General features: G+C 42.1%; 13 protein-coding genes and 1 pseudogene. 9 read left to right on the forward strand and 5 right to left on the reverse strand.

The annotated features are described in order from the left end of the window. From NG22_RS07205 to NG22_RS07225, 5 genes are all read left to right on the forward strand, one after another. A complete protein-coding gene (locus NG22_RS07205) occupies positions 1-258 on the forward strand; it encodes a NifU family protein (protein ID WP_053405115.1) in 258 nt (85 codons plus the stop codon). Between the two features lie 256 nt (positions 259-514). Next, positions 515-2,659 carry a M43 family zinc metalloprotease gene (locus NG22_RS07210; RefSeq protein WP_053405116.1) on the forward strand — a complete coding sequence of 715 codons (2,145 nt, stop codon included), beginning with the start codon at positions 515-517 and terminating at the stop codon, positions 2,657-2,659. Positions 2,660-2,769: 110 nt separating this feature from the next. Continuing rightward, on the forward strand, positions 2,770-3,855 hold the full coding sequence (locus NG22_RS07215) for a D-alanine--D-alanine ligase family protein (protein WP_053405117.1): 1,086 nt from the start codon (positions 2,770-2,772) through the stop codon (positions 3,853-3,855). Positions 3,856-3,886: 31 nt separating this feature from the next. After that, entirely contained in the window at positions 3,887-4,687 is an 801-nt protein-coding gene (locus tag NG22_RS07220; RefSeq protein WP_053405118.1) for a PASTA domain-containing protein, read from the forward strand. Positions 4,688-4,827: 140 nt separating this feature from the next. Next, positions 4,828-6,744, forward strand: a complete 1,917-nt coding sequence (locus NG22_RS07225; RefSeq protein ID WP_053405119.1) for a T9SS type A sorting domain-containing protein — start codon at positions 4,828-4,830, stop codon at positions 6,742-6,744. A 188-nt stretch (positions 6,745-6,932) separates the two neighbouring features. On the opposite strand, the gene NG22_RS07230 is transcribed toward NG22_RS07225, so the two are convergent. Continuing rightward, positions 6,933-7,499: a DUF255 domain-containing protein gene (locus tag NG22_RS07230; RefSeq protein ID WP_072159049.1), complete on the reverse strand. Its 567-nt coding sequence runs from the start codon at positions 7,497-7,499 to the stop codon at positions 6,933-6,935. 103 nt (positions 7,500-7,602) lie between these two features. Here NG22_RS07230 and NG22_RS07235 point away from each other — a divergent pair, with 103 nt between their 5' ends. Further along, complete coding sequence (locus NG22_RS07235) at positions 7,603-8,253, forward strand: class I SAM-dependent methyltransferase (RefSeq protein WP_157600908.1); 651 nt, start codon at positions 7,603-7,605, stop codon at positions 8,251-8,253. On the opposite strand, the gene NG22_RS07240 is transcribed toward NG22_RS07235, so the two are convergent. Beyond that, positions 8,254-9,036 (reverse strand): S-adenosyl-l-methionine hydroxide adenosyltransferase family protein, encoded by a 783-nt coding sequence (locus NG22_RS07240; protein ID WP_053405121.1) that lies wholly within the window; start codon positions 9,034-9,036, stop codon positions 8,254-8,256. 86 nt (positions 9,037-9,122) lie between these two features. Here NG22_RS07240 and NG22_RS07245 point away from each other — a divergent pair. Next, positions 9,123-10,077 (forward strand): annotated as a pseudogene (locus NG22_RS07245) (PhoH family protein). Positions 10,078-10,182: 105 nt separating this feature from the next. Continuing rightward, positions 10,183-10,617, forward strand: a complete 435-nt coding sequence (locus tag NG22_RS07250) for a GNAT family N-acetyltransferase (protein ID WP_053405122.1) — start codon at positions 10,183-10,185, stop codon at positions 10,615-10,617. Between the two features lie 27 nt (positions 10,618-10,644). Here the strand turns inward: NG22_RS07250 and NG22_RS07255 are convergent, their stop codons facing one another. Beyond that, positions 10,645-14,139 carry an ATP-binding protein gene (locus NG22_RS07255; protein ID WP_082305015.1) on the reverse strand — a complete coding sequence of 1,165 codons (3,495 nt, stop codon included), beginning with the start codon at positions 14,137-14,139 and terminating at the stop codon, positions 10,645-10,647. A 503-nt stretch (positions 14,140-14,642) separates the two neighbouring features. Between NG22_RS07255 and NG22_RS07260 the strand changes: the two genes are divergently transcribed. Continuing rightward, on the forward strand, positions 14,643-15,845 hold the full coding sequence (locus NG22_RS07260; RefSeq protein ID WP_157600909.1) for a ComEC/Rec2 family competence protein: 1,203 nt from the start codon (positions 14,643-14,645) through the stop codon (positions 15,843-15,845). A 462-nt stretch (positions 15,846-16,307) separates the two neighbouring features. Here NG22_RS07260 and NG22_RS07265 read toward each other — a convergent pair whose 3' ends face one another. Together NG22_RS07265 and NG22_RS07270 are read right to left on the reverse strand one after the other, a co-directional pair. Continuing rightward, complete coding sequence (locus tag NG22_RS07265) at positions 16,308-17,735, reverse strand: VWA domain-containing protein (RefSeq protein WP_053405125.1); 1,428 nt, start codon at positions 17,733-17,735, stop codon at positions 16,308-16,310. Further along, entirely contained in the window at positions 17,728-19,251 is a 1,524-nt protein-coding gene (locus tag NG22_RS07270) for an AAA family ATPase (RefSeq protein ID WP_053405126.1), read from the reverse strand. Before NG22_RS07270 ends, NG22_RS07265 begins: the two co-directional genes overlap by 8 nt. Positions 19,252-19,631 lie beyond the last annotated feature (380 nt).

Raw genomic sequence — 19,631 nt, forward strand, 5'->3', positions numbered from 1 at the left:
ATGAATATTCAGGAGCTACAGCAGCAGGTAGAAACGGCCCTCGATAGCATCAGGCCTTATCTGGAATCCGATGGTGGAAATGTCAGAATTTTGGAAATCACGGAAGATTTTATCGTGAAATTGGAACTTTTGGGTGCTTGCGGAAGCTGCCCCATGTCCACCATGACCATGAAAGCCGGCATTGAAGAAGCCATTAAAAAACAAGTTCCGGAAATTAAAGAAGTAGTAGCGGTAAATATGACCCCACTACCGAATTAATTCCTGCTTATAAATTAGAGCGTGTTTAAAAGCCAAAATTGGCAGCGAAAATAGGAAGCATTGCAGAAGCGATACTTGATTATTTAGAGAGCATAGCATCGCTATTGTGGAGAATTTATCCTTAATCGCTTCCAATAATTCGAATTTGCAGCCGGATGGTGTGCTTTTTAACACGCTCTTCATAGAACGGCCATACCTTACTGCTTATGCTGCGGAAATGTATGGCCATTTTTTTATTTAGCTTATTGACTATATTTTGAAAAAAGTCCTAATCATCCTATTGTTTTTCTTTGCTCATTGGTCTTACGCCCAAACGGATCGATGTGGAGCGGTGAATCATCATCGGAATGACCACCGAATGGCACCTGTTCAGGGCTTCGAATCCTGGATGTTGGAGAAACAACGTGTATTGGCCGAACAATTCCCCCAACGAAATGCAGCCGATCCCGTGGAAATTCCGGTAGTTTTTCACATTATTCATAATGGCGAAGCGATGGGCAGTGGAAAAAATATCTCTGAAGAACAAATCCTAAGTCAGCTGGAAGTTTTGAATGAGGATTTCCAAAGACAAAATGAAGATGCCATAAATACCCGCCAGCAGTTTTTGAGCGTTGCTGCTGACTTCGGAATTAAATTCGTTATGGCGAAACAGGATCCGGAGGGAAATGCCACCAACGGTATTACGCGCACGCAAACCGAAATTACTTCTTTTGGCATTAGTTCCTCCGCACAGACGGCCCTAAAATCTTTGAGTTACTGGAATTCACAAGATTATCTGAATATTTGGGTAGCCAACCTTTCCGGTCAGCTGTTAGGCTATGCCTCCTGGCCTGAAACCGACAGAATAGAGGGGACAGGCGCTCCTTCAGCCCCTACAGAAGATGGCGTAGTGATTGATTTTACCGTTTGCGGATCCAATGCGAAGGGCAACTTCCCTACCATAGACCCTACTTATAACTTAGGCAGAACTTTAAGCCACGAAATCGGACACTTTTTCGGACTGCTTCATATCTGGGGAGATGGAGGCTGCGGGGTTGATGATTTTTGTGGTGACACTCCGGATCAGTCAAGTCAGACTACAACCTCCTGTGATCAGCTTCAAGATAATCCACCCTTTTCATGCGGCTCTGATGATCAGTATGAAAACTTCATGGATTATACGCCAGATGCCTGCATGAACATGTTCACCGCCCATCAAAAGGCTCGTGTAGATGTAGTGCTGGAATTTAGCCCAAGACGTGCTTCTTTACTCCATTCTCCCGGACTGGTTGATCCCAATTTTGAAGAAAATGCCGTGCGCTTAGTGGCCATTCCATCTCCACAAACCGTGAGTTGTGCTGCTGCCCTCCCCCTTGTACTTGAAGTGAGAAATGTCGGGATCAATGAGGTAAACTCCATGGTGGTGGAATTAACTTTTGGTGAATATGAAGCCCAAAATACGATTGAAAACCTCAAGCTTGCACCAGGTGAAAACAAGATACTAAGCACCACTTTATTGGGACTACCGGAAGGAGAAAAAGAGTTAACAGCCATCGTTACCCGGGTAAATAATGAAGACAATGATGCCATTGTAGTGGGAAGCCTGAAGAAAACCATTTTGGTGGATCAGAGTGAAGCCGAGATGCCCTTTTACACTGCTTTTAATTCTACTTCCATTGTGTCTGAAGGTTGGATTCCTTTCCCGGAGAACTCAAATAATCGATGGGAAGGCGGCCAAACCGCTGATCAGGAATGGGCAGCCCTGCTTCGATCAGGAAGCACCATGGTGAATCACTTGATATCTCCCCTCATTTTACTTTCGGAAACAGACTCCTTAACCATCACCTTTGAGACGCAGCGTACCGTTTCAGGCACTAGTGAAACCGACTTAAATTTATGGATATCCAATGACTGCGGTGCATCAGAAGCATTAATTTACAGCGCAAACAGTTCGGACTTAAAACCAGCAGAAGAGCATAAAAAATGGGTACGTCATTATGTGGACATCAGCCCATTCCAGGAGCAGGAGGTTCGATTAGATTTTGCCAGTGCCAACCCCAATGGAGGTACTTTATATTTAAGAGAATTCCGAATTTTTGAAAAAGGAAAACATCAGCTCAAAGCAGAATTGGAAGAGTCCATCATCCTTGATCCCCAAAAAGATGATATACTTCCTAGGTTCGTACTGTCTACCAGTGGCAGTTTACCCATACAATATGCGCTGGTATACGAATTGGAAGAAGAAGGCCCCATCTACCTTAAATTAATGGCAATGGATGGCCGCCTGCTCCAGCAATATCAAAAACAAAATACTTTACAGGGCTCCATCCCTATCGATCTCAACAATTTAGCCTCCGGCTATTACCTGCTGGAAATAAATTCCTTAAAGGGCCGAACGGTCAAACGTTTATTTCAGCCTTAAACAAAATGGCTTGCCAATTGCCGGCAAGCCTTTTTTTTATGCTTCTTTTTCAGAAATTTTGTCAATTAAATCCCTATTTTTGGATGTTCGAGATATAGAAATTTAATTCAATGAAGGAAAAATTAAACGTAGGGGTACTTTTTGGTGGTCGTTCTGTAGAACATGAGATTTCATTGAAATCCGCGACCAATGTGCTGAAAAATATTGATCAGTCGCAATTCAATATCTTCCCTATTGGAATTGATAAAGTGGGAGCCTGGCATTTAGGGCTCACCCCGGATCAACAATTCCCCAAGGAAAATAATGTACAGATTAATATGAATCCTGCGGATCCATTCCTGTTGAATAAGGATACGGGTGAAGAAATCCGCCTGGACGTGGTCTTCCCGGTACTTCATGGTACGGATGGAGAAGATGGCAGCGTACAGGGATTGTTGAAAATTCTTCGCATTCCGGTAGTAGGCGTGGACGTTTTACCTGCGGCAATCACCATGTCCAAAGTCGCTACCAAGCATTTATTAGAGGCCAATGGCGTTCCGGTGGCCAAATATGTAGTCAGTAGAATCGAAGAGCGCGACCAACTGAGCCTGGACATTTTAGAAAAAAAATTAGGCCTTCCCTGTATCGCCAAGCCGGCAAATCTGGGGTCTTCCGTTGGCGTCAACAAAATCTCTGATCAGGCTTCCTTTGAAAAAGCCATTGAAGAAGGTTTTAAATATGACAACCTGCTGTTGATTGAAGAATTTGTTGTCGGAAAAGAATTTGAATGCGGCATCATCGGAAATGAAATTCCTAAAGCCACCGTTGCCGGAGAGGTGAAGGTGAACAGCAAGCATGAATTTTACACTTTCGAGGCCAAATATGTAGACCCGGAAGGAGCCATCATTCAGGTTCCTGCCGAAATTCCGGAAGAGGTGCATCACCGCATCATGAAATATTGTGAGGACTCCTACAAAGCCTTGCATTGTAATGGATTTGCGCGCGCTGATGTTTTCTACACCGAAGACGATCGTATTTTATTAAATGAGATCAATGCCATTCCTGGCTTTACGGATATTTCCATGTTCCCCTCCCTGTGGGCACATGCAGGATTGGCTTATACTGACCTGATCACCAAATTAATTGATTTGGCCATGGAACGCGCCAGCAAAATGGCAGAGCAGGAAACGCATTTTGAATCAGCTTTCACCAAATAAATAGCCCAGCTTTTAATACAAGAATTTTAATATGTCTTTTTTTAAACCTAAATCATTCCTAGACCTTATTCTTCATTGGGTACTGATCGGAATAATCGGAACAGGCTTTGTGGGTGGATTTTTCTATCTGTATTTGCCCAATGTTACTGAACATGGCGAAACGGTCACCGTGCCAAATGTGATGGAAAGAAATTATCAGGAATTGGAAGCCGAATTAGGCGCTCGCTCTCTTCGATATGAAATTGAATTAGATTCCGGGTTTTCAGCAGATTTACCTCCTTTGGCAGTCATCAAGCAATTCCCGGAAGCAGGTACCAAAGTTAAATCGAACAGAAAGATTTACATTACGCTAAATGCCAGCAACCCTCCTAAAGTTAAAATGCCACATTTGATTGATGGCTCTTTGACCAACGCTCAAATCGTACTGAACTCTTATGATTTAAAAATGGGAGAAATCAAATACGAACCGGATTTAGCCGAAAATGCCGTTTTGCGCCAGGAGTATAAAGGCAGTCCGGTAGAAGCCGGCACTTTAATCGCCAAGGGTTCTACCATTGATTTGGTGGTTGGAGATGGCTATGGAAAGCGAACTTTCGAACTGGAAAATTATGTTGGCCGTCCGCTGGATGAGGTAGAACTAGCCATTAAAGGCTCTTCTCTAAAAGTAGGGTTTGTAAAACCAAGAGATCGAAATGATTCATTAAACTATGTAGTTATCCGACAGCGTCCATTGGAAGACACCCAGGTTCGCGTAGGACAGGAAATTGATCTTTGGGTAGAACTGGCTCCCGAACCGGAGGAAGATGCACCTGCAACAGAAGATATTTTCTAAAAAACACTAAAGCCCCTTTCGAAAAACAAAGGGGCTTTTTCTTTTATAAGGATAAAGATTTAAATTAGTCTTTATTTTATACGTTACCGGCACCTTGTGCTCCCATAAACAGGAACACCGATGAGCCTAACCATCAACCCATGTCAAAACGGATTTTCATTCTTTTTATATTAGGGTACTTTTTATTCCCCACAGCAAAAGCCCAGCTGGTTCAACTTCCGCTTCAGCGGGACTTAAGTCAACAAAATTTTCGAATTACGGCATCGGAGGATACCCTACCGAAACTCCCCTTTTTTGATGATGTTTCCCAGGCCAGCTTCCTTCCTGATACCAGCTGGTGGAAAAACACCAATACCGTCACGGTAAGATCCGGCATTGACATTAACAGCCTGAGTTATCAGGTCATGGTTTTTGATGGTCTAAAAGCCGATGGAACACCCTACAACACTACCAACCCCACCACTTATGGGCCAACAGACAGCCTGGTCTCCTGCCCGATCAATATGCTGGAGGTGGCTGATAGTGAAGTTGCAGACACCTATTTAACCTTCTTTTTACAAAAAGGAGGACAAGCCAATCCGCCTAATGTACGAGACATTTTACGCTTGTCTTTCTTCGATAAAGACAGTGAGTGGGAAGAAGTATGGGAAATAAACGGAGATGACGAAAGCATGCCCGATACTGAAACCTTTTACATGTTCGCTATTCCCTTTGAATCTCGTTACATCCATGAAGGTTTCAAATTCAAATTCCAGGCTTTTGGGAACCAATCCGGCTCTTTTGACAACTGGATTATGAATTATGTCCATCTGGATAAAAGAAGAGGCCTGGAAAATCCAGATAATCCAACGGCCAATGATCGGGCCTATATCGACCGGGCACTAACGCGTCGCCCTTCCAGCCCCTTTTCGCCTTACACCATGCTGCCCATGAAGCAATACCTGGAAGATCCCGAGGGCTTTACGGCAGTATCCCATGCGGAAATGTACAATCTGAATAATAGCGAACAGCTCGTTTCGTTTAACTTTACCATTTCAGATACTACCACCAACTCGGTATTGGATAAACCCGATGAGGCAACGCTTTTGCCCATTATCCCCGCATTTGGAACCTTAGACATTACCTCTTCGGCCATCAACACCAATAACCTTTTGGCTGGAGATCCGGACTCTCTTTATATGGAATTAGAATATTCCATCAGTACCAATGACGACTTTTTGGTGCGCTGGCAGGAAAATGGCGTAGATGTCATTGCCGAGGACATTAACCTTCGGATGAACGACACCACCCGAAGCATAGTCGTCATTGATAATATATTGGCTTACGATGATGGAGAGGCCGAATATGCCGCAGGTATTGCCCAGCAAGCCGGGCAGTTGGCGTATGAGTTCAATATTCCTACGGAAGATATCATGACGGGCGTCTCTATTGCCTGGAGAAACGAAGCTTATGGACAGGGCGGAGCCTCCTTCACCCTTAAAATCTGGGAGGACCTGGAAGAGGAGCCCATTTATGAACAAGCCACGATCACCATTGCGGGAAGTCCTGAAAATCCCTATTCCTATTATTCCATTGGCTACCTGCCCATAAGCGGAAAATTCTATGTAGGCTATGAGCAAAACACCAATAACCGATTGGCCATTGGACTGGATAAAGACAATGATGCCTCTGCCTTTATGTATTTCAACACGAAAGGCATCTGGGAGTCTAATATTTTGGAGGATGAAGAAACGGGTGAAACTGTGGCCGGTGTGGAAGGAGCTTTAATGATCCGACCTACCTTCCTTAAAATCAATGAAGAGATACCGGTGGATAATGAAAAAGCTCGTGAACAGGTGAAGCTCTACCCTAACCCAAATCGCGGATCATTTCACATCAATTATCCGGTAGAAGCCATTCAAATTTCAGATATGGCGGGACGAAGCATACCGCATCAACTGATCAACAATTTTTCGGATAGTCAGGTCATTTTAGATCAGGTAAAAGCAGGCTTATACATCGTACGTTACCGGATTGCCGGAGAATGGCAAAACCAAAAAATGATCATTCAGCCTTAAAGGGGATTAAACCGGGATATTCATACCTAAAGCCTTGTTTAGCCAGAAGGCGGGAATAATAAAGAAATAGTTCCCTATTTCGTTTTTTTTTCCGACAAAGCCGGACTCTAATTTTAAGCACAAGTTTTTTTGGCATAAAAAAAAGGACTATCCATCAGGACGGTCCTTTTTTTATTAAACAACAGCCATTAGAAAGGCGCTGGATTTTTCTTCACAAATTCTTCAAAATTAGATTCCGTATTCTTGTATTGTTCCTGAGATATGAAATTGGCCAACTGGTAAAAATCTTTTGCATCTCGGTAGCCCGGAACCGGAATCGGAGTCAATTTTTGTGCTTCCCCCGGCACCATAAAAACAATGGTCGGGTAGCTCATTTTCCCACCGGTAAGTGCCGCCGCCAATTCATGATATCCTTTTCTTCCATTTGGGACAAATTTGAAAGTTTGGCCATCGTATTCGATCTCTTCCCTCTGCTCGGCATCAAACTTCACGGCATAGAAATTTTCATTGATGAATTTCGCGACCTCCGCATGTTCGAATGTAGTTTTATCCATCTTCTTACACCATCCACACCAGTCCGTGAATAAGTCAATCACGATTTTTTTCGGTTTTTTCTCTTGGGCTTTCACCGCTTCTTCAAAAGTCATCCATTGAATTTCACCTCCTTTGGAAGCTTTTTCACCATTTCCGGCAAAGGTTAAATGGCCATTGGCTATAAAAATCAGGGCGAAAACCCACATCAAATTTCTTTTCATAAATATATTTAGTTTGTATTGGCTTTAAAAATTTGGCAATCTTTTGATATTATTGTCCTCTGCTTGTTTATAACGCAATTTCACTTAATATTTCTTAAATTTTATGTCGTTTAATTTACTAAATCGATCTTTTTACGACGAAATGAAGATCCAAAAACTTCAGGAGTTTGCAAAACTGACCGGATTTAGTGATGGCACTGACATCCAAACCCTTTATCCACTGCTCCAAAATGCCCAAACCATCGTTGAACTAGGCTCAGGCTATGGTAGAGGCCTGGCTTTTTTAAAGCAAAAAGGATTCCTGGGAAAACTCATTGGAATAGAACGCGCTCCCCACTTCGTTTCTTATGCTAATGAACAATTAGCGGGCCACTCGCAAAGCCACTGCCAGGATTTGATGGAAGACATTCAAATCCCACATTGCGATGCCCTGCTCTGGCTTTGGTCCGGCTTAATGGAATTTTCTGCCGACGAACAAGCCAACCGCATTCATTATTTCAGCCAATTTTTAAGACCGGAAGGAAAATTTTTCATAGATCTTCCCTTTCAGGAAGTCTCCATTGTTGGAGAATATCAGGATGAAAAATCATTAATCCTCCAGCAGCCCTGGGGAAAGCTTTATGCTTTTCAACCCAATGATTTAGACATGGATCGCTTTGCCTTAAAGGCACAGCTTAAAGTGCTCTCTCCCATAATTTACGCTACCTCTAAAGGCTACCAGAGAAAAATCTACATCTTTCAAAAACCTGCCTAATTAGCTTTCTTTCTTCTCAAATTGAATACTAATTAAGCTTTCAAACTCCAGACCCAATAACTGAGCGGCATTTCCCTTATGGATCCCCACCTCCAGCACATTCTGACTGTTAAAGATCAGAAAAATATCACCCGGCTCCACCTCTGCAATGGAACCATGCACATGCTGAAACTGCTCTCGTGCCACCCGGATATTATAAGTCATTTTGGACGCCCGTGTTTCGAAATCTTCTCTTTTGATATTGGTAATTAAATTCCCATAGGCATCCACATGCAATACATGGCCAATGATCAGATCCGCCCCCACCCTGGGTTTTCGGCTCACGAAACGCTTTAAATCTGAAGTATAAGTACCCACCGCGGGCAATCCCGAACCGGAAGCCAGTTTCGCCACTGCTTCAGCACAGATATCCTTAAGTGGAAAAGGAGACTTTTCCTCCCCCACTTCGGTAAGCTCTACCATGCCTTTAGGTGCTTCCGCACTAATTTGGCTGAGCAAACCATTATCGGGCCCCACGAAAAAGTGACCTTCGAGTTTCACCGCAATATGTCGTGTATTTTCATTCGCAAAGGAGTCCACCCCAAAAAGGTGAATGGTTCCTTCGGGAAAATCACGAAAAACCGCCCCAAGCACATGGGAACCATGAATAATATCAAATGGTTTGATTGCGTGGGTAATATCTATTATCTGTGCTGCCGGGAAAAATTTCAAAATTTTCGCCTTTACTGCAGCCACGTAGTGATCGCTTACACCAAAATCTGACAAGAAAGTTATCAGTGCCATATATGAATCAAAAAAATCATTAGCTTTGTATGAATGGCAAAAATACGGCAATAGACGTGATTCGCAAATTTTAAATCCAATAGCATTTGATAGAAAAGATAATAAGCCTGGAGGGCAACTCTCCGGTAGAGATTTTGGGAGTTGCTAATCAGAATCTGAATGAAATAAGCAATGCCTTTCCTCAAGCTCAAATTGTATCCAGGGGAAATGAAATCCGCATAAAAGGTTCAGGAAAGGACATCTTGAGGATCAACGATTTACTTCATATTTTAATCAATCATCAAAAAAAATATGGGAAAATCAATCCGGAAGTCGTGAAGGATTACCTCACCGAGGAGCAGACTCCTGTTACTGATACGCAGAATGATGTAGTCCTTTTTGGTACAAAGGGCCTCACCATTAAGGCACGTACAGAAAACCAAAAAACTTTGGTGGAAGCGGTACGAAAGAATGATTTAGTGTTTGCCTTAGGACCTGCCGGTACGGGAAAAACCTATATTTCGGTGGCGATGGCGGTGAAAGCATTAAAAAATAAAGAAGTCAAGAAGATCATCATCACCCGCCCGGCAGTGGAAGCGGGGGAAAATTTGGGATTCTTGCCTGGTGATTTACAGGAAAAGCTGGATCCCTATTTACGTCCGATTTATGATGCCCTGAATGAGATGATTCCGGCTGAAAAGCTGAAACTATACCAGGAAAACGGAACCATCGAAATCGCTCCGCTGGCCTATATGCGTGGACGAACCCTGAAGGATGCCTTTATTCTTTTGGACGAAGCCCAAAATACCACGCCGATGCAGATCAAAATGTTTTTGACACGTATGGGGCAAAACTCTAAGGTTATTATTACCGGAGACGAAAGCCAGGTGGACCTTCCAAGAATCAAAAATCCGGACTCAGAGAATCTCTGAAAATTCTGGGGGAATTACCGGCATTGGCGTTGTGCGTTTACAAGCCTCTGATGTGATTCGTCATAAACTGGTTAAACATATTATTCGCGCCTACGATAAGTTTGAAAGCCGAAATAAAGACGAAAAGTAAAAATTACATTTTTTTCTATTGGAAATCTACTTTCGATTTCCGACTTTAAATATTTATTAATAATAAATACCACCTACGTCACATTGATTTTTTTAGTATCAGCGTATGATAAAGGTTAAAAAAGTAAGCAGTCCGGAAGGTATTATTGAGGCACTCAATATTAGAGAAAGAGTCTTTGTAGATGAGCGCCAGGGAAAGTTTGAAGAAGAGATAGACGAATTTGAGCAGGTGTCTGAACACTTTTTAGCCAAGGATGAAAATGGCAGAAGTTGTGGATCTGCTCGATGGCGATTTGCAGAAATGGGCATTGTATTGGAAAAATTTGCGGTTCTTTCTGAATACAGAGGAAAAGGCGTGGGCAAGGCACTTTCCCTGGAAGTGCTATTGGACATTAGTAAAAACCCCAATACAGAAGGTTTTCCGATCTATTTATATGCATCTCCGGAGTCCGTAGCTTTATATCAAACCCTTGGGTTTAACAAAAAAGAAGAGTACAAAATCATCAGTAAAAAAGAACACGTATTGATGATCAAAGAATAAAAAGCGGCAAAATTTGCTGCTTTTTTTTTAGTCCTTAATGCGCTGACGAAGACTCCGCAATACGCGATCATAGGCCATTCTGAATTTTCGTTGCAGTTCTTTCCGGATCGGTTGCTCGTGATCATAAGCCGCCAGCACTTCCACATCTAAACTCCTGATTTCATACATTTGCAGCACATCAATGGAACTGTTGAGTTTATGCATAATTTTCCGATAAGGACGCTCTTCTCCTTTTTCCAAACTTGTCAGCAGTGCTTTCCTACATTTCTCCATTTCCATCAAAACTAGAGAAAGGAATTTTTCATATTCAGCTGCCGAAGAAAAAACAGCACTTAGCTGATCATACTCAATAAATCTTTCTTTTGAAAAATAGCGATTTCTCTCCTCTGCAGGTAACTCTTCCTTAAAAGCACATCCATAATTTAAAAAGGCCAAATAAATCTGTGTGGCTTTGAAGGGCTTTAATAAAATGTCATTCATCCCACTGGACATCACTTCGGATTCGATCAAGGACGGATTGGATGCGGTCATCGCCAAAATGGGAATATGTTTGAAATACGGTCCGCCCATCTCTCGAATCCTCTCCGCCGTTTGAAAGCCACTTATAGCGGGCAATTGAAGATCCATCAAAATCAAATCAAAATCATGCTGACTTTTGAGTAATGCCAAGGCCGCCTCCCCGGAATCTGCCACGGTTAAACCCACGGATTGCTTGTCGCACAATCCCTGCATCAGGAATTGATTGGTGGTGACATCCTCCACATACAGCACCTGGAGCCCCTTTAATTTCTGCCAGGAATAATCCACTTCCTGCGTGGACACCAATTCCCCCCTGGCATGCTCAATAGGTAACCGGACTTCAAAAGTCGTCCCCTCCCCTTCTTTACTTCTGACGATGATTTTCCCACCCAGCAACTCTACCAGTTCCTTGGTAATGGTCAAACCAAGCCCGGTGCCTCCATACAAACGGCTCGTATTTTGTGAAGCTTGTAAAAATGGTTCAAATATCTCCTCCAATTTATGCGCCGGAATTCCAATGCCGTCATCCCGGACAATAATACTTAACTCCGGGGCAGGAATATCCACAAAATCAACCGTTAACGATATTAATCCGTTCTTAGTAAATTTATTAGCATTCCCCACCAAATTCAATAAAATTTGATTGATACGCAGCGCATCACTATGTAAGAATTTAGGAACAGACGGCTTTACTTCTAACTTTAAAACATTGTGATTTTCCCTCGTCTGGTAATTCATACTTTTCTCCAAAACCAGCAGTAAATCCCGAAAATTAAAATCCCTGAGTTCGGCCTGCACCTTACCGGATTCTACTTTGGATAAATCAAGGAGATCATCCGATAACCGCCGCATCATTTTGGCAGCCAAATGAATATGCTGGAAGGCCTCCTTTTGATCATTTTTACCCTCTGCATTCAAAATCATTTCACTGATTCCCAAGATGCCATTTAACGGATTCCTTAACTCATGGATGACCTTCGAAAGGAATCGATTATTATCAGATTGAAATTGGTCAATCTGATCTTCAAGATGTCTGACCTTCTTTTTTAATTTGACCAATTCCTGTTGTGGCCGCAATGTAATTTGAACCCATTCTTCCTGAACAGGGTGAACAATATAGTGCGTCTGATAAGTACGTTTCTGATGATGCACATTTTCCAAATCTACTTCAAATATCCCTTCTCGCTGATCTGTTTGGATGGACTTTCTGATCGCCTCCAAGAAATGAGGTTTTTGACCAATAAAAAGGTCCCGCGAGCCAAATTCATTCTCATAGGCAGTATTCCTTTCAACCAAATGATCATTTTGATCAATGATGACCATAGGATCGGAATAGACAGGAATTTGATCAGGCTTTGTTGGAGCCTCAGGAAATAGAATGAAGCCCCTAAGCTCTAATTGCCCTTTGATATTATATGAAATTTGACATCGATAAATCGTCCTCACTTCTTGCTGATCAGGAATTTTTATGCTCAAATCCCCCTCAATCATCTCTTGCTCATTGCCGATGGCCTGACTTAATGTTCCCCTGAATTCCTGTAACATTTCAGTAGAAAGATAAGATTTCCATGCTGGCAGTGGACGTAAAAAATCAGTCCCCGGCAAAGGGCTATGTAGTAGGTCAGCCAATACATCATTCACCCTCAGCCCCTGACCTAAGCTAAAATCCCAAAAACCAAGCTTCAGGGGAGCTGCATGCTGATATTGTATTCGCCTGTCTTTTAAGAAGTTTTCTTGAACAGCGAAACGCTCGGAAACATCAAGCGCCAACAAAAATACTTTTTCCCCTAAAGGCTCCTCTCCCATTTTAAAAGGAACTAAACGCAGCTGAATATTGGCATAATAACCATTTGCCCGGCGCAACCTCACTCCTCGCTCAGCAACAGTATTCAAGGAATTTTTTATCAATAAACCTTTCCACCAGCTTTGATCATCAGCATGAAAAATTTGCCGGAGAAAATTAACAAAACCTTTCCTGACCTCTTTTTCATCATAGCCTAAATGAACCAGTAAGTTCCGGTTTTGAAATTTAATCTGCTTCTCCTTTAAGTCCAGTACCCCAAAGTGCCCCGGAACAAAGTCCAAAACCTGCTTCAAAAAACTGAGGTTTTGACGATGCTGATTTTCAATGAATGTTTTTTGAGAAATGTCTGTGACCTCAACCAAATGCAAATGATGTGCATAAGCCTGAGCCGCATAAAACTTCCATTCCAAATGTTTAGTTTCCTGCTGGCCGATCAGCGGGATAGAGGTACAAAATCGAATGATGGGATCCACCCCATCCTCCTGCCTCATCCCCAATAAAGTCTTGACGACATCTTTGCGATACGCTACCGGTAAAAAATCAAAAATCAGCTGCCCTTTCAAGGGCTTCCGTTTACCAAAAACTTCCAAAGCCTCTGGGTTAATCTGTTCGATCATCCCCTGATCATTAATCAACAACAGGGCATTATTACTTATGCCGGCATGCAATCCATATTCGGCAATGGTAGGCGATTTTGCTCTTTCTCTATAGTATTGGGAAAGAAGCCGCTCAGATAGTAATTGAAAGGGAAAAGCAGTGGTGTTTTCAGGAATAATAGACGCTTGTTGTTGCTCGGTAAACACGATTAACAAAAACGCTTCGTCCCCACATTTGGGAAGAAAAATCACTTGATTAGGAAACAATTGATCGAATTTCGGATCAAAATCAAGCGATTGAAAACAGGTACCTGTTTTATCGCCTCCCGAAAAAATTGACCATGGCATAAAATCCTTCTGCGCCTCCGATAAAGCGTTCCAAAAAGCTTCAGCCAACTCGGTTTGCTCCGTCAGCGTGGTGAAGTGCGTCAGGCACTGTTCTTTTTCTTGATATAATACCAAGGCGCTTCCTACTACTTGATATTGACCCGGAGGAAACAGCAGGTGAGTCAAAAAACGCAATATCTCATCTCGATCAGGACTGCTTTCCAAAAACTGAAAAACCTTATCGCGATCGACAGATGGAGATACCTTAAACATCATACTGAACTTTAATAATATAAAATCACTGAAGCATGAGCCGCTTATCTCTTCAAAGTTGAACCTTTTTTCGTTCACAAACTTCCAAAAAAGCACTCAAAACGCACTCGCGATAATTCTAATGCTTCAAACCATGAGTAGATGATTTTTATTAAATAAAAACTAAGAATCCCCCTACTATTTTGAATAAACCTAGCTTGATTTTACTTAACGCAGGATTAATTCTTGGAATCCTCGCAAGCCAACTTACTCAAAATGAGCGAGACATTCGCTTTTTTATTATTTTGATTATTATTCTTACACCAATATTATATTTAGGCAGTAATCAAAATATCCGGCATTTTTCCCTAAAAATATTCCTTTCTGCACTTTTAGGATATGGCCAGGGGCAGCTTTTGCCTCCACAGCCAGGGCAAAAAACAGCACATGAAGAGCAAAAAATCACATGGGTAAAAGGGTATTTAAACTCAATTCCATCCGCTTCCAGTCCTTCCTACAGTAGACTTATGAGTGATTACGCCCAAAAGAACGGTACCTGGAAAAAACAGGAGACCATTTACTACCTAAAAAAAATACCGGATAGTTTAATATCTGACTTTGGGCGGTATGGTGATTACCTGGTGGAGGTAAAACCTTCAAACTGGAGTAGCCTGATCGCTTTTCAAGCCCAAGAACCACCTCTGTTACATTACAAATCATTACAAGTCATTCTTCAAAAACGCATCCAACCCTATTTATCCGCAGGATCTCTTGGACTTTTAGCCCCACTTTGCTGGGGCGGCAGTACCGCAGAAAGCCCCAAAATAAAAGGAATATATAAAAAAGTGGGCTTAGCCCATGTTTTGGCAGTTTCCGGCATGCATGTAGGCTTACTCTTTGGTTTACTCTTTTTTCTCTTCCGTATTACCTTAAAGCGAAAGCGGCAGCTATGGTGGAAAATGAGCCTGGTGGCCACTGCTCTGCTGGCTTTCACTTTCCTTACCGGAGGGCGACCGAGTGTGCTTCGGGCCACTGGAATGGCCTTTCTTTTTTTATTATCGATTAAATGGAGAAAAAACTACCGCTTAATAAACGCCCTGCTTTGGACTACTTTCTTCTTATTGGCCTTTCAACCTCAACTCCTGTTTTCATTGAGCTTCCAACTGTCCAGCTTAGCTGTTTTGGGCATTGCCAATTGGTATTCTCCCATTATGAACTTAATTCCAAAATTTAGGGGAAAGTCAGTACTATCGGTATTCGTTATAGGTTTGTGTGCACAAATGCTGACTTTCCCGCTCCTCATTTTTCATTTTGAGGGAATTTCTAAAGTGGGATTCTTTACCAATTATTTGGCAACGCTCTCCATACCCTTATTTTTTATTGGGGGATGGTTAATGCAAGTACTCACTTTTTTCCCTCCTGCGGCGGAAATTTTTGGAGAATGGTTTTCCCTGCTCATTGAAAAACATAACCTGCTCCTCGCCCAAATCGCAGCATGGCCGAATAGTTATCAAGCTCAATTATCCTTTCCTTTATGGCTTATCCCCTGTTATTGGGTTTTCATCATTTCCTTAAGTTCCTTTTGGCAATATCGATTAAAAAAGATGCTTTGGCTGGCGGGAATTTCCTTTATCATTGGCAACGGGGTGTATTATATTCATCAATGGGAAAAAGAGACTTCATCAACTGAAGAGCGGATTATAATGCTACAAGAGTTGGCTGAAAATTAGCCCGCAGTATTCATGCTTAAATCCTCGTTTATCTGTCAGGCGGAAAAAATGATGGAATAGTTTCCTATTTGGAGTTTTTTCCAACGAAAAAGATGAATGAGGAGAAAGCAAGCTTACCCAAATTTGGGCTATTGTAATTCAAAGAAAATAAGTTTTACATACTTGAATTTAAGCCACTTGCGCTTGGCTAATAAATTTGGCGGTGAATATTCTGGGTTAGAATTCTGGATTTATCAATGCTTCTTCCTTTATCTCAAACCGTAGAAATGAAGCAAATAGGAAGGAAATAAGTCGGAGATGACTTCTATTCGATAAAAGAACCCTTGGCTTCCCGCCCATTGATCAAGGCCGGCTTGTTGGAGTGGGAAAAAACAACTGACCTCCAACCCTAAAAAGAATTCGTGAAAATTTGTGCAATTTGTGGCTAAAAATAACCCCTCCAAAAATGCCCTTCAACCCGCCTTAAGAAAATGAAGTTCGCAATTCATTCACCATGCTTTCAAAGCCATCCCCATTCATAGGATTGTACCGCCAATTTGCCGTAAAACTTGGGAAATTCACCTTTTCATAGGCCGTTCCTGCGATGATGATAGAAAAAAAACGGTTTCCTTTGGTTTTGGCACTTAAGAGACGCGAACGTAACATCGGATCCAGCATAGGCACCTTACCGTCAGTGAGCATGATCAAATCTGCTTTATGAAATTTGCCATCCTTCATGAGTTCCAGGGCCCGATCCAAAGCCACCCCGGCATCGGTACCACCATGAAAAGACATGGACAAAAATTTTAATAACACCTCAATATCATCGCCCACGCCATCCATTTCCAGGACTTCAATCTGCTTTGAAAAAGCCACCACATAACAAGGCCGGTGATCCATCATCGCCCTTTTTAACATGGCCAGCGCAATAACTTTCGCAGCCTCCTCCACCTTTCCCATCATAGAGGCGGAAGTATCCACACATAAAATGATGGGCCCTTTTTTATCTTCTCCTTTAGCCTTGGGCTTCTTTTGCTTGGGCTGCCCCTCCTCCTGTGCGTCCGCGATCAAGTCAAACTCCAATAATTTCTTTTCGGCATATCGTTGATAAAAAAGATCCTCTGTCTCCTCATCTCCCAATAAAGCCACCTCAGCAGGAAGCACATAGGGCAAATCATCCCCCTGGGTAATTCCCTTAATTTCTTCTTTGTCTTTTTTAGGGTTTTTGATCAATGATTTAATTTCCACTTCCTCCACTTCTTTAAAAGTAGATCGGGCCATTTCACGATCCATTCGCCCAAAAGCAGCAACTAATTCATCCAATTTTTTATGATTGGACATTTGACTCTCATATTTAGCCAATAAACCAAAAGGAACATCTTTCCAAACTCCGCTCTCTGATGACCAATGCGGTATCAGATTTTGCTTTAAAGTCTGGATCAGATTATTGGTATTCTTCGTAAACTCTCCCTTTTTAGAAATATTACCCTTCAATTTCCTAACTTCCAGCGTTCCCAAAACACGACGCTGCATATCAAATACGGAAGAGGAAAATAACTTATTCAGGAAATCAAAAAACTTATACAGCAATTCGGAAGAAACTACTCGCCAACGGTTTCTCCTTTTGATTCCATTTTCAATGCTATGCATGGACTTAGCATCCAGCTGATGCAAAATTTCCAATAGCACATAATTCTGAAACTCTGCATGGCTCACCATATATTCCTTCAGGCCGGGCATGGACAAAATTTCATCCAGTGGGTCAGTCAAATTCGCAGATAACTGCCCCCCGGTATAGGGCGTTCCGTTACAGACCGCCCGCATATACTCCACCAAATCGGTGCGCTTTTGCTCAGTCCCAAACCTTCCAAAAACTTTAAATTCCTCAATTTGCGTTTTAAAATCAGCCATACTGCATGCCTATCTTCTCCACTTCTGTTTTTCGGGCCACTAATTCCTTTAAAATCATTTGCAGGTTAAAATCCATGGCCTGCGCTTGTTTTTTGGTCAGGAAAATCGAGGACATCGGATGATCTTTTCCCTGTTCCCGCATTTCCGAAAGGATGATCGCCACTTTATCTAAATAGTTTAAAATCTCTTCCTTTTGGCGATTCAAAATTTCAACTACCTCCGGACCTATTTTAATCCTTATATGTTTTTCTACGGTTTCCTCGACATTAACAAGCGAAAATTTACGAAAATGACCGCCCACCTCCACCTCAATTTCGGTATTGGAGATTTTGGAAACTTTAAAAGTTTGTTCACCTCCTGCTGAGCTGTAAAGCTGCACATCCTGCACACCACCGCCTAAAAGCTCAAAATCCTCTGCCAGTATATTTTTGTGAAAGCCAGGGAATTCCATAATGGTATGATATTTCCCATTGACCAACTGAGGGACATTTTCCACCATTTTTTTAACCTCAAAAGCAGTCTTCATCACTTCCTCCCGGAAAGAATCAATTTGCGCTTCCACCAGGTGTAATTTAAATTCTGTAGGAAAGCCCACCTTAAAAATGGCCTGCGAAACCCATTTTTTGGTTTCTTCAATTTCTGAAGGCTTACTCCATAAGCATGGCGAAATAAGCAAACAATCAGCCAGATTCACCTCACTGCGACCATTCAAAAAGGCGGCGGTTTTTAACAAACGAGCAATTTTTGACCATCTCCGGTCAGAGACATATAGAGGGGTTTCATCTTCCTTGGCCTCCTGCGCAAATTTGGCAATGGTTTTACGGATAGTAGTGATGGTTTTCAAAATGTTCTTTGGGATAGTAACTTCATGTATCGCCAAATCCCATTCCGCAATTTCCTCCTGCGTAATCACCAATTCCTCCTCCAGGTCCACCGTATTCGACGTATGTCGCTCGGTGATCATCCGATAGAAATTATCCTCATCCAGAATCCTGTCCACAAAACACCGGATCAGAAAACGATCCCACAGGGCTTCCAATCCACTATTTTCTTCCGGCAATTCATTGGAGGCAGAAAACAAGGCCTGTAACTTCACCTTAATTTCAGAATCACCATTCCGATAAATCTTCTCATTCAAAACGGTCAAAAGGGCGTTTTGAATTGCCGGCCCCGCCTTCCAAATTTCATCCAAAAAGACCACCGTAGCACCAGGCAAATACCCCTCGGTCATCCGCTCATATTTGTCCTCTTTACTTAGCTTTTTGATGGAAATCGGTCCAAAGATCTCGTCCGGAGTGGAGAAACGGTTCATCAGATATTCAAAAGATCGCCCCTCTTTAAAGGCATGTTTCAGACGCTTGGCCACCATACTTTTCCCCACGCCCGGAGGGCCCAACATAAAAATACTTTCTCCCGCAATAGCAGAAAGTACCCCCAACATGGTGACTTCCTCTTTTTCAAACATCCCCTCTCCAATACTTTCCAGAATCCTTTTGATCCGGTCTCGAATTAACATATACAAAATACTATAGCGTGAAAAAAAAGAGCACCTACTTTCATAACCACTCCATACACAAAGGTTCAACAAGGACCCTCAGAAAATTAACTAAAATACGCCCATAAATATTTTGGGCGGGTAAATATTCAAAAATCCATTTTCTCAAAAACAGACTTTTGTCATTGTTTTTTAAATTTTGTCCTCCACAGGAGTACAACCGCATTATGAAGCGGCCAATATTGCATTTATTGCGAGCGGAAGGTAAATATTCACTCCCAAAATCCAAGGCACCCCGCTTTATTTAAAATAATCATTTTATAGAACCTGACCAATGTCAGTTTCTATAAAAAACAAAATCACCCTATTTTTTTTCATAAAATATTTTTTTAGACAAGCCT

This window comes from Persicobacter sp. CCB-QB2 (assembly GCF_001274635.1).
GTDB lineage: Bacteria > Bacteroidota > Bacteroidia > Cytophagales > Cyclobacteriaceae > Persicobacter > Persicobacter diffluens.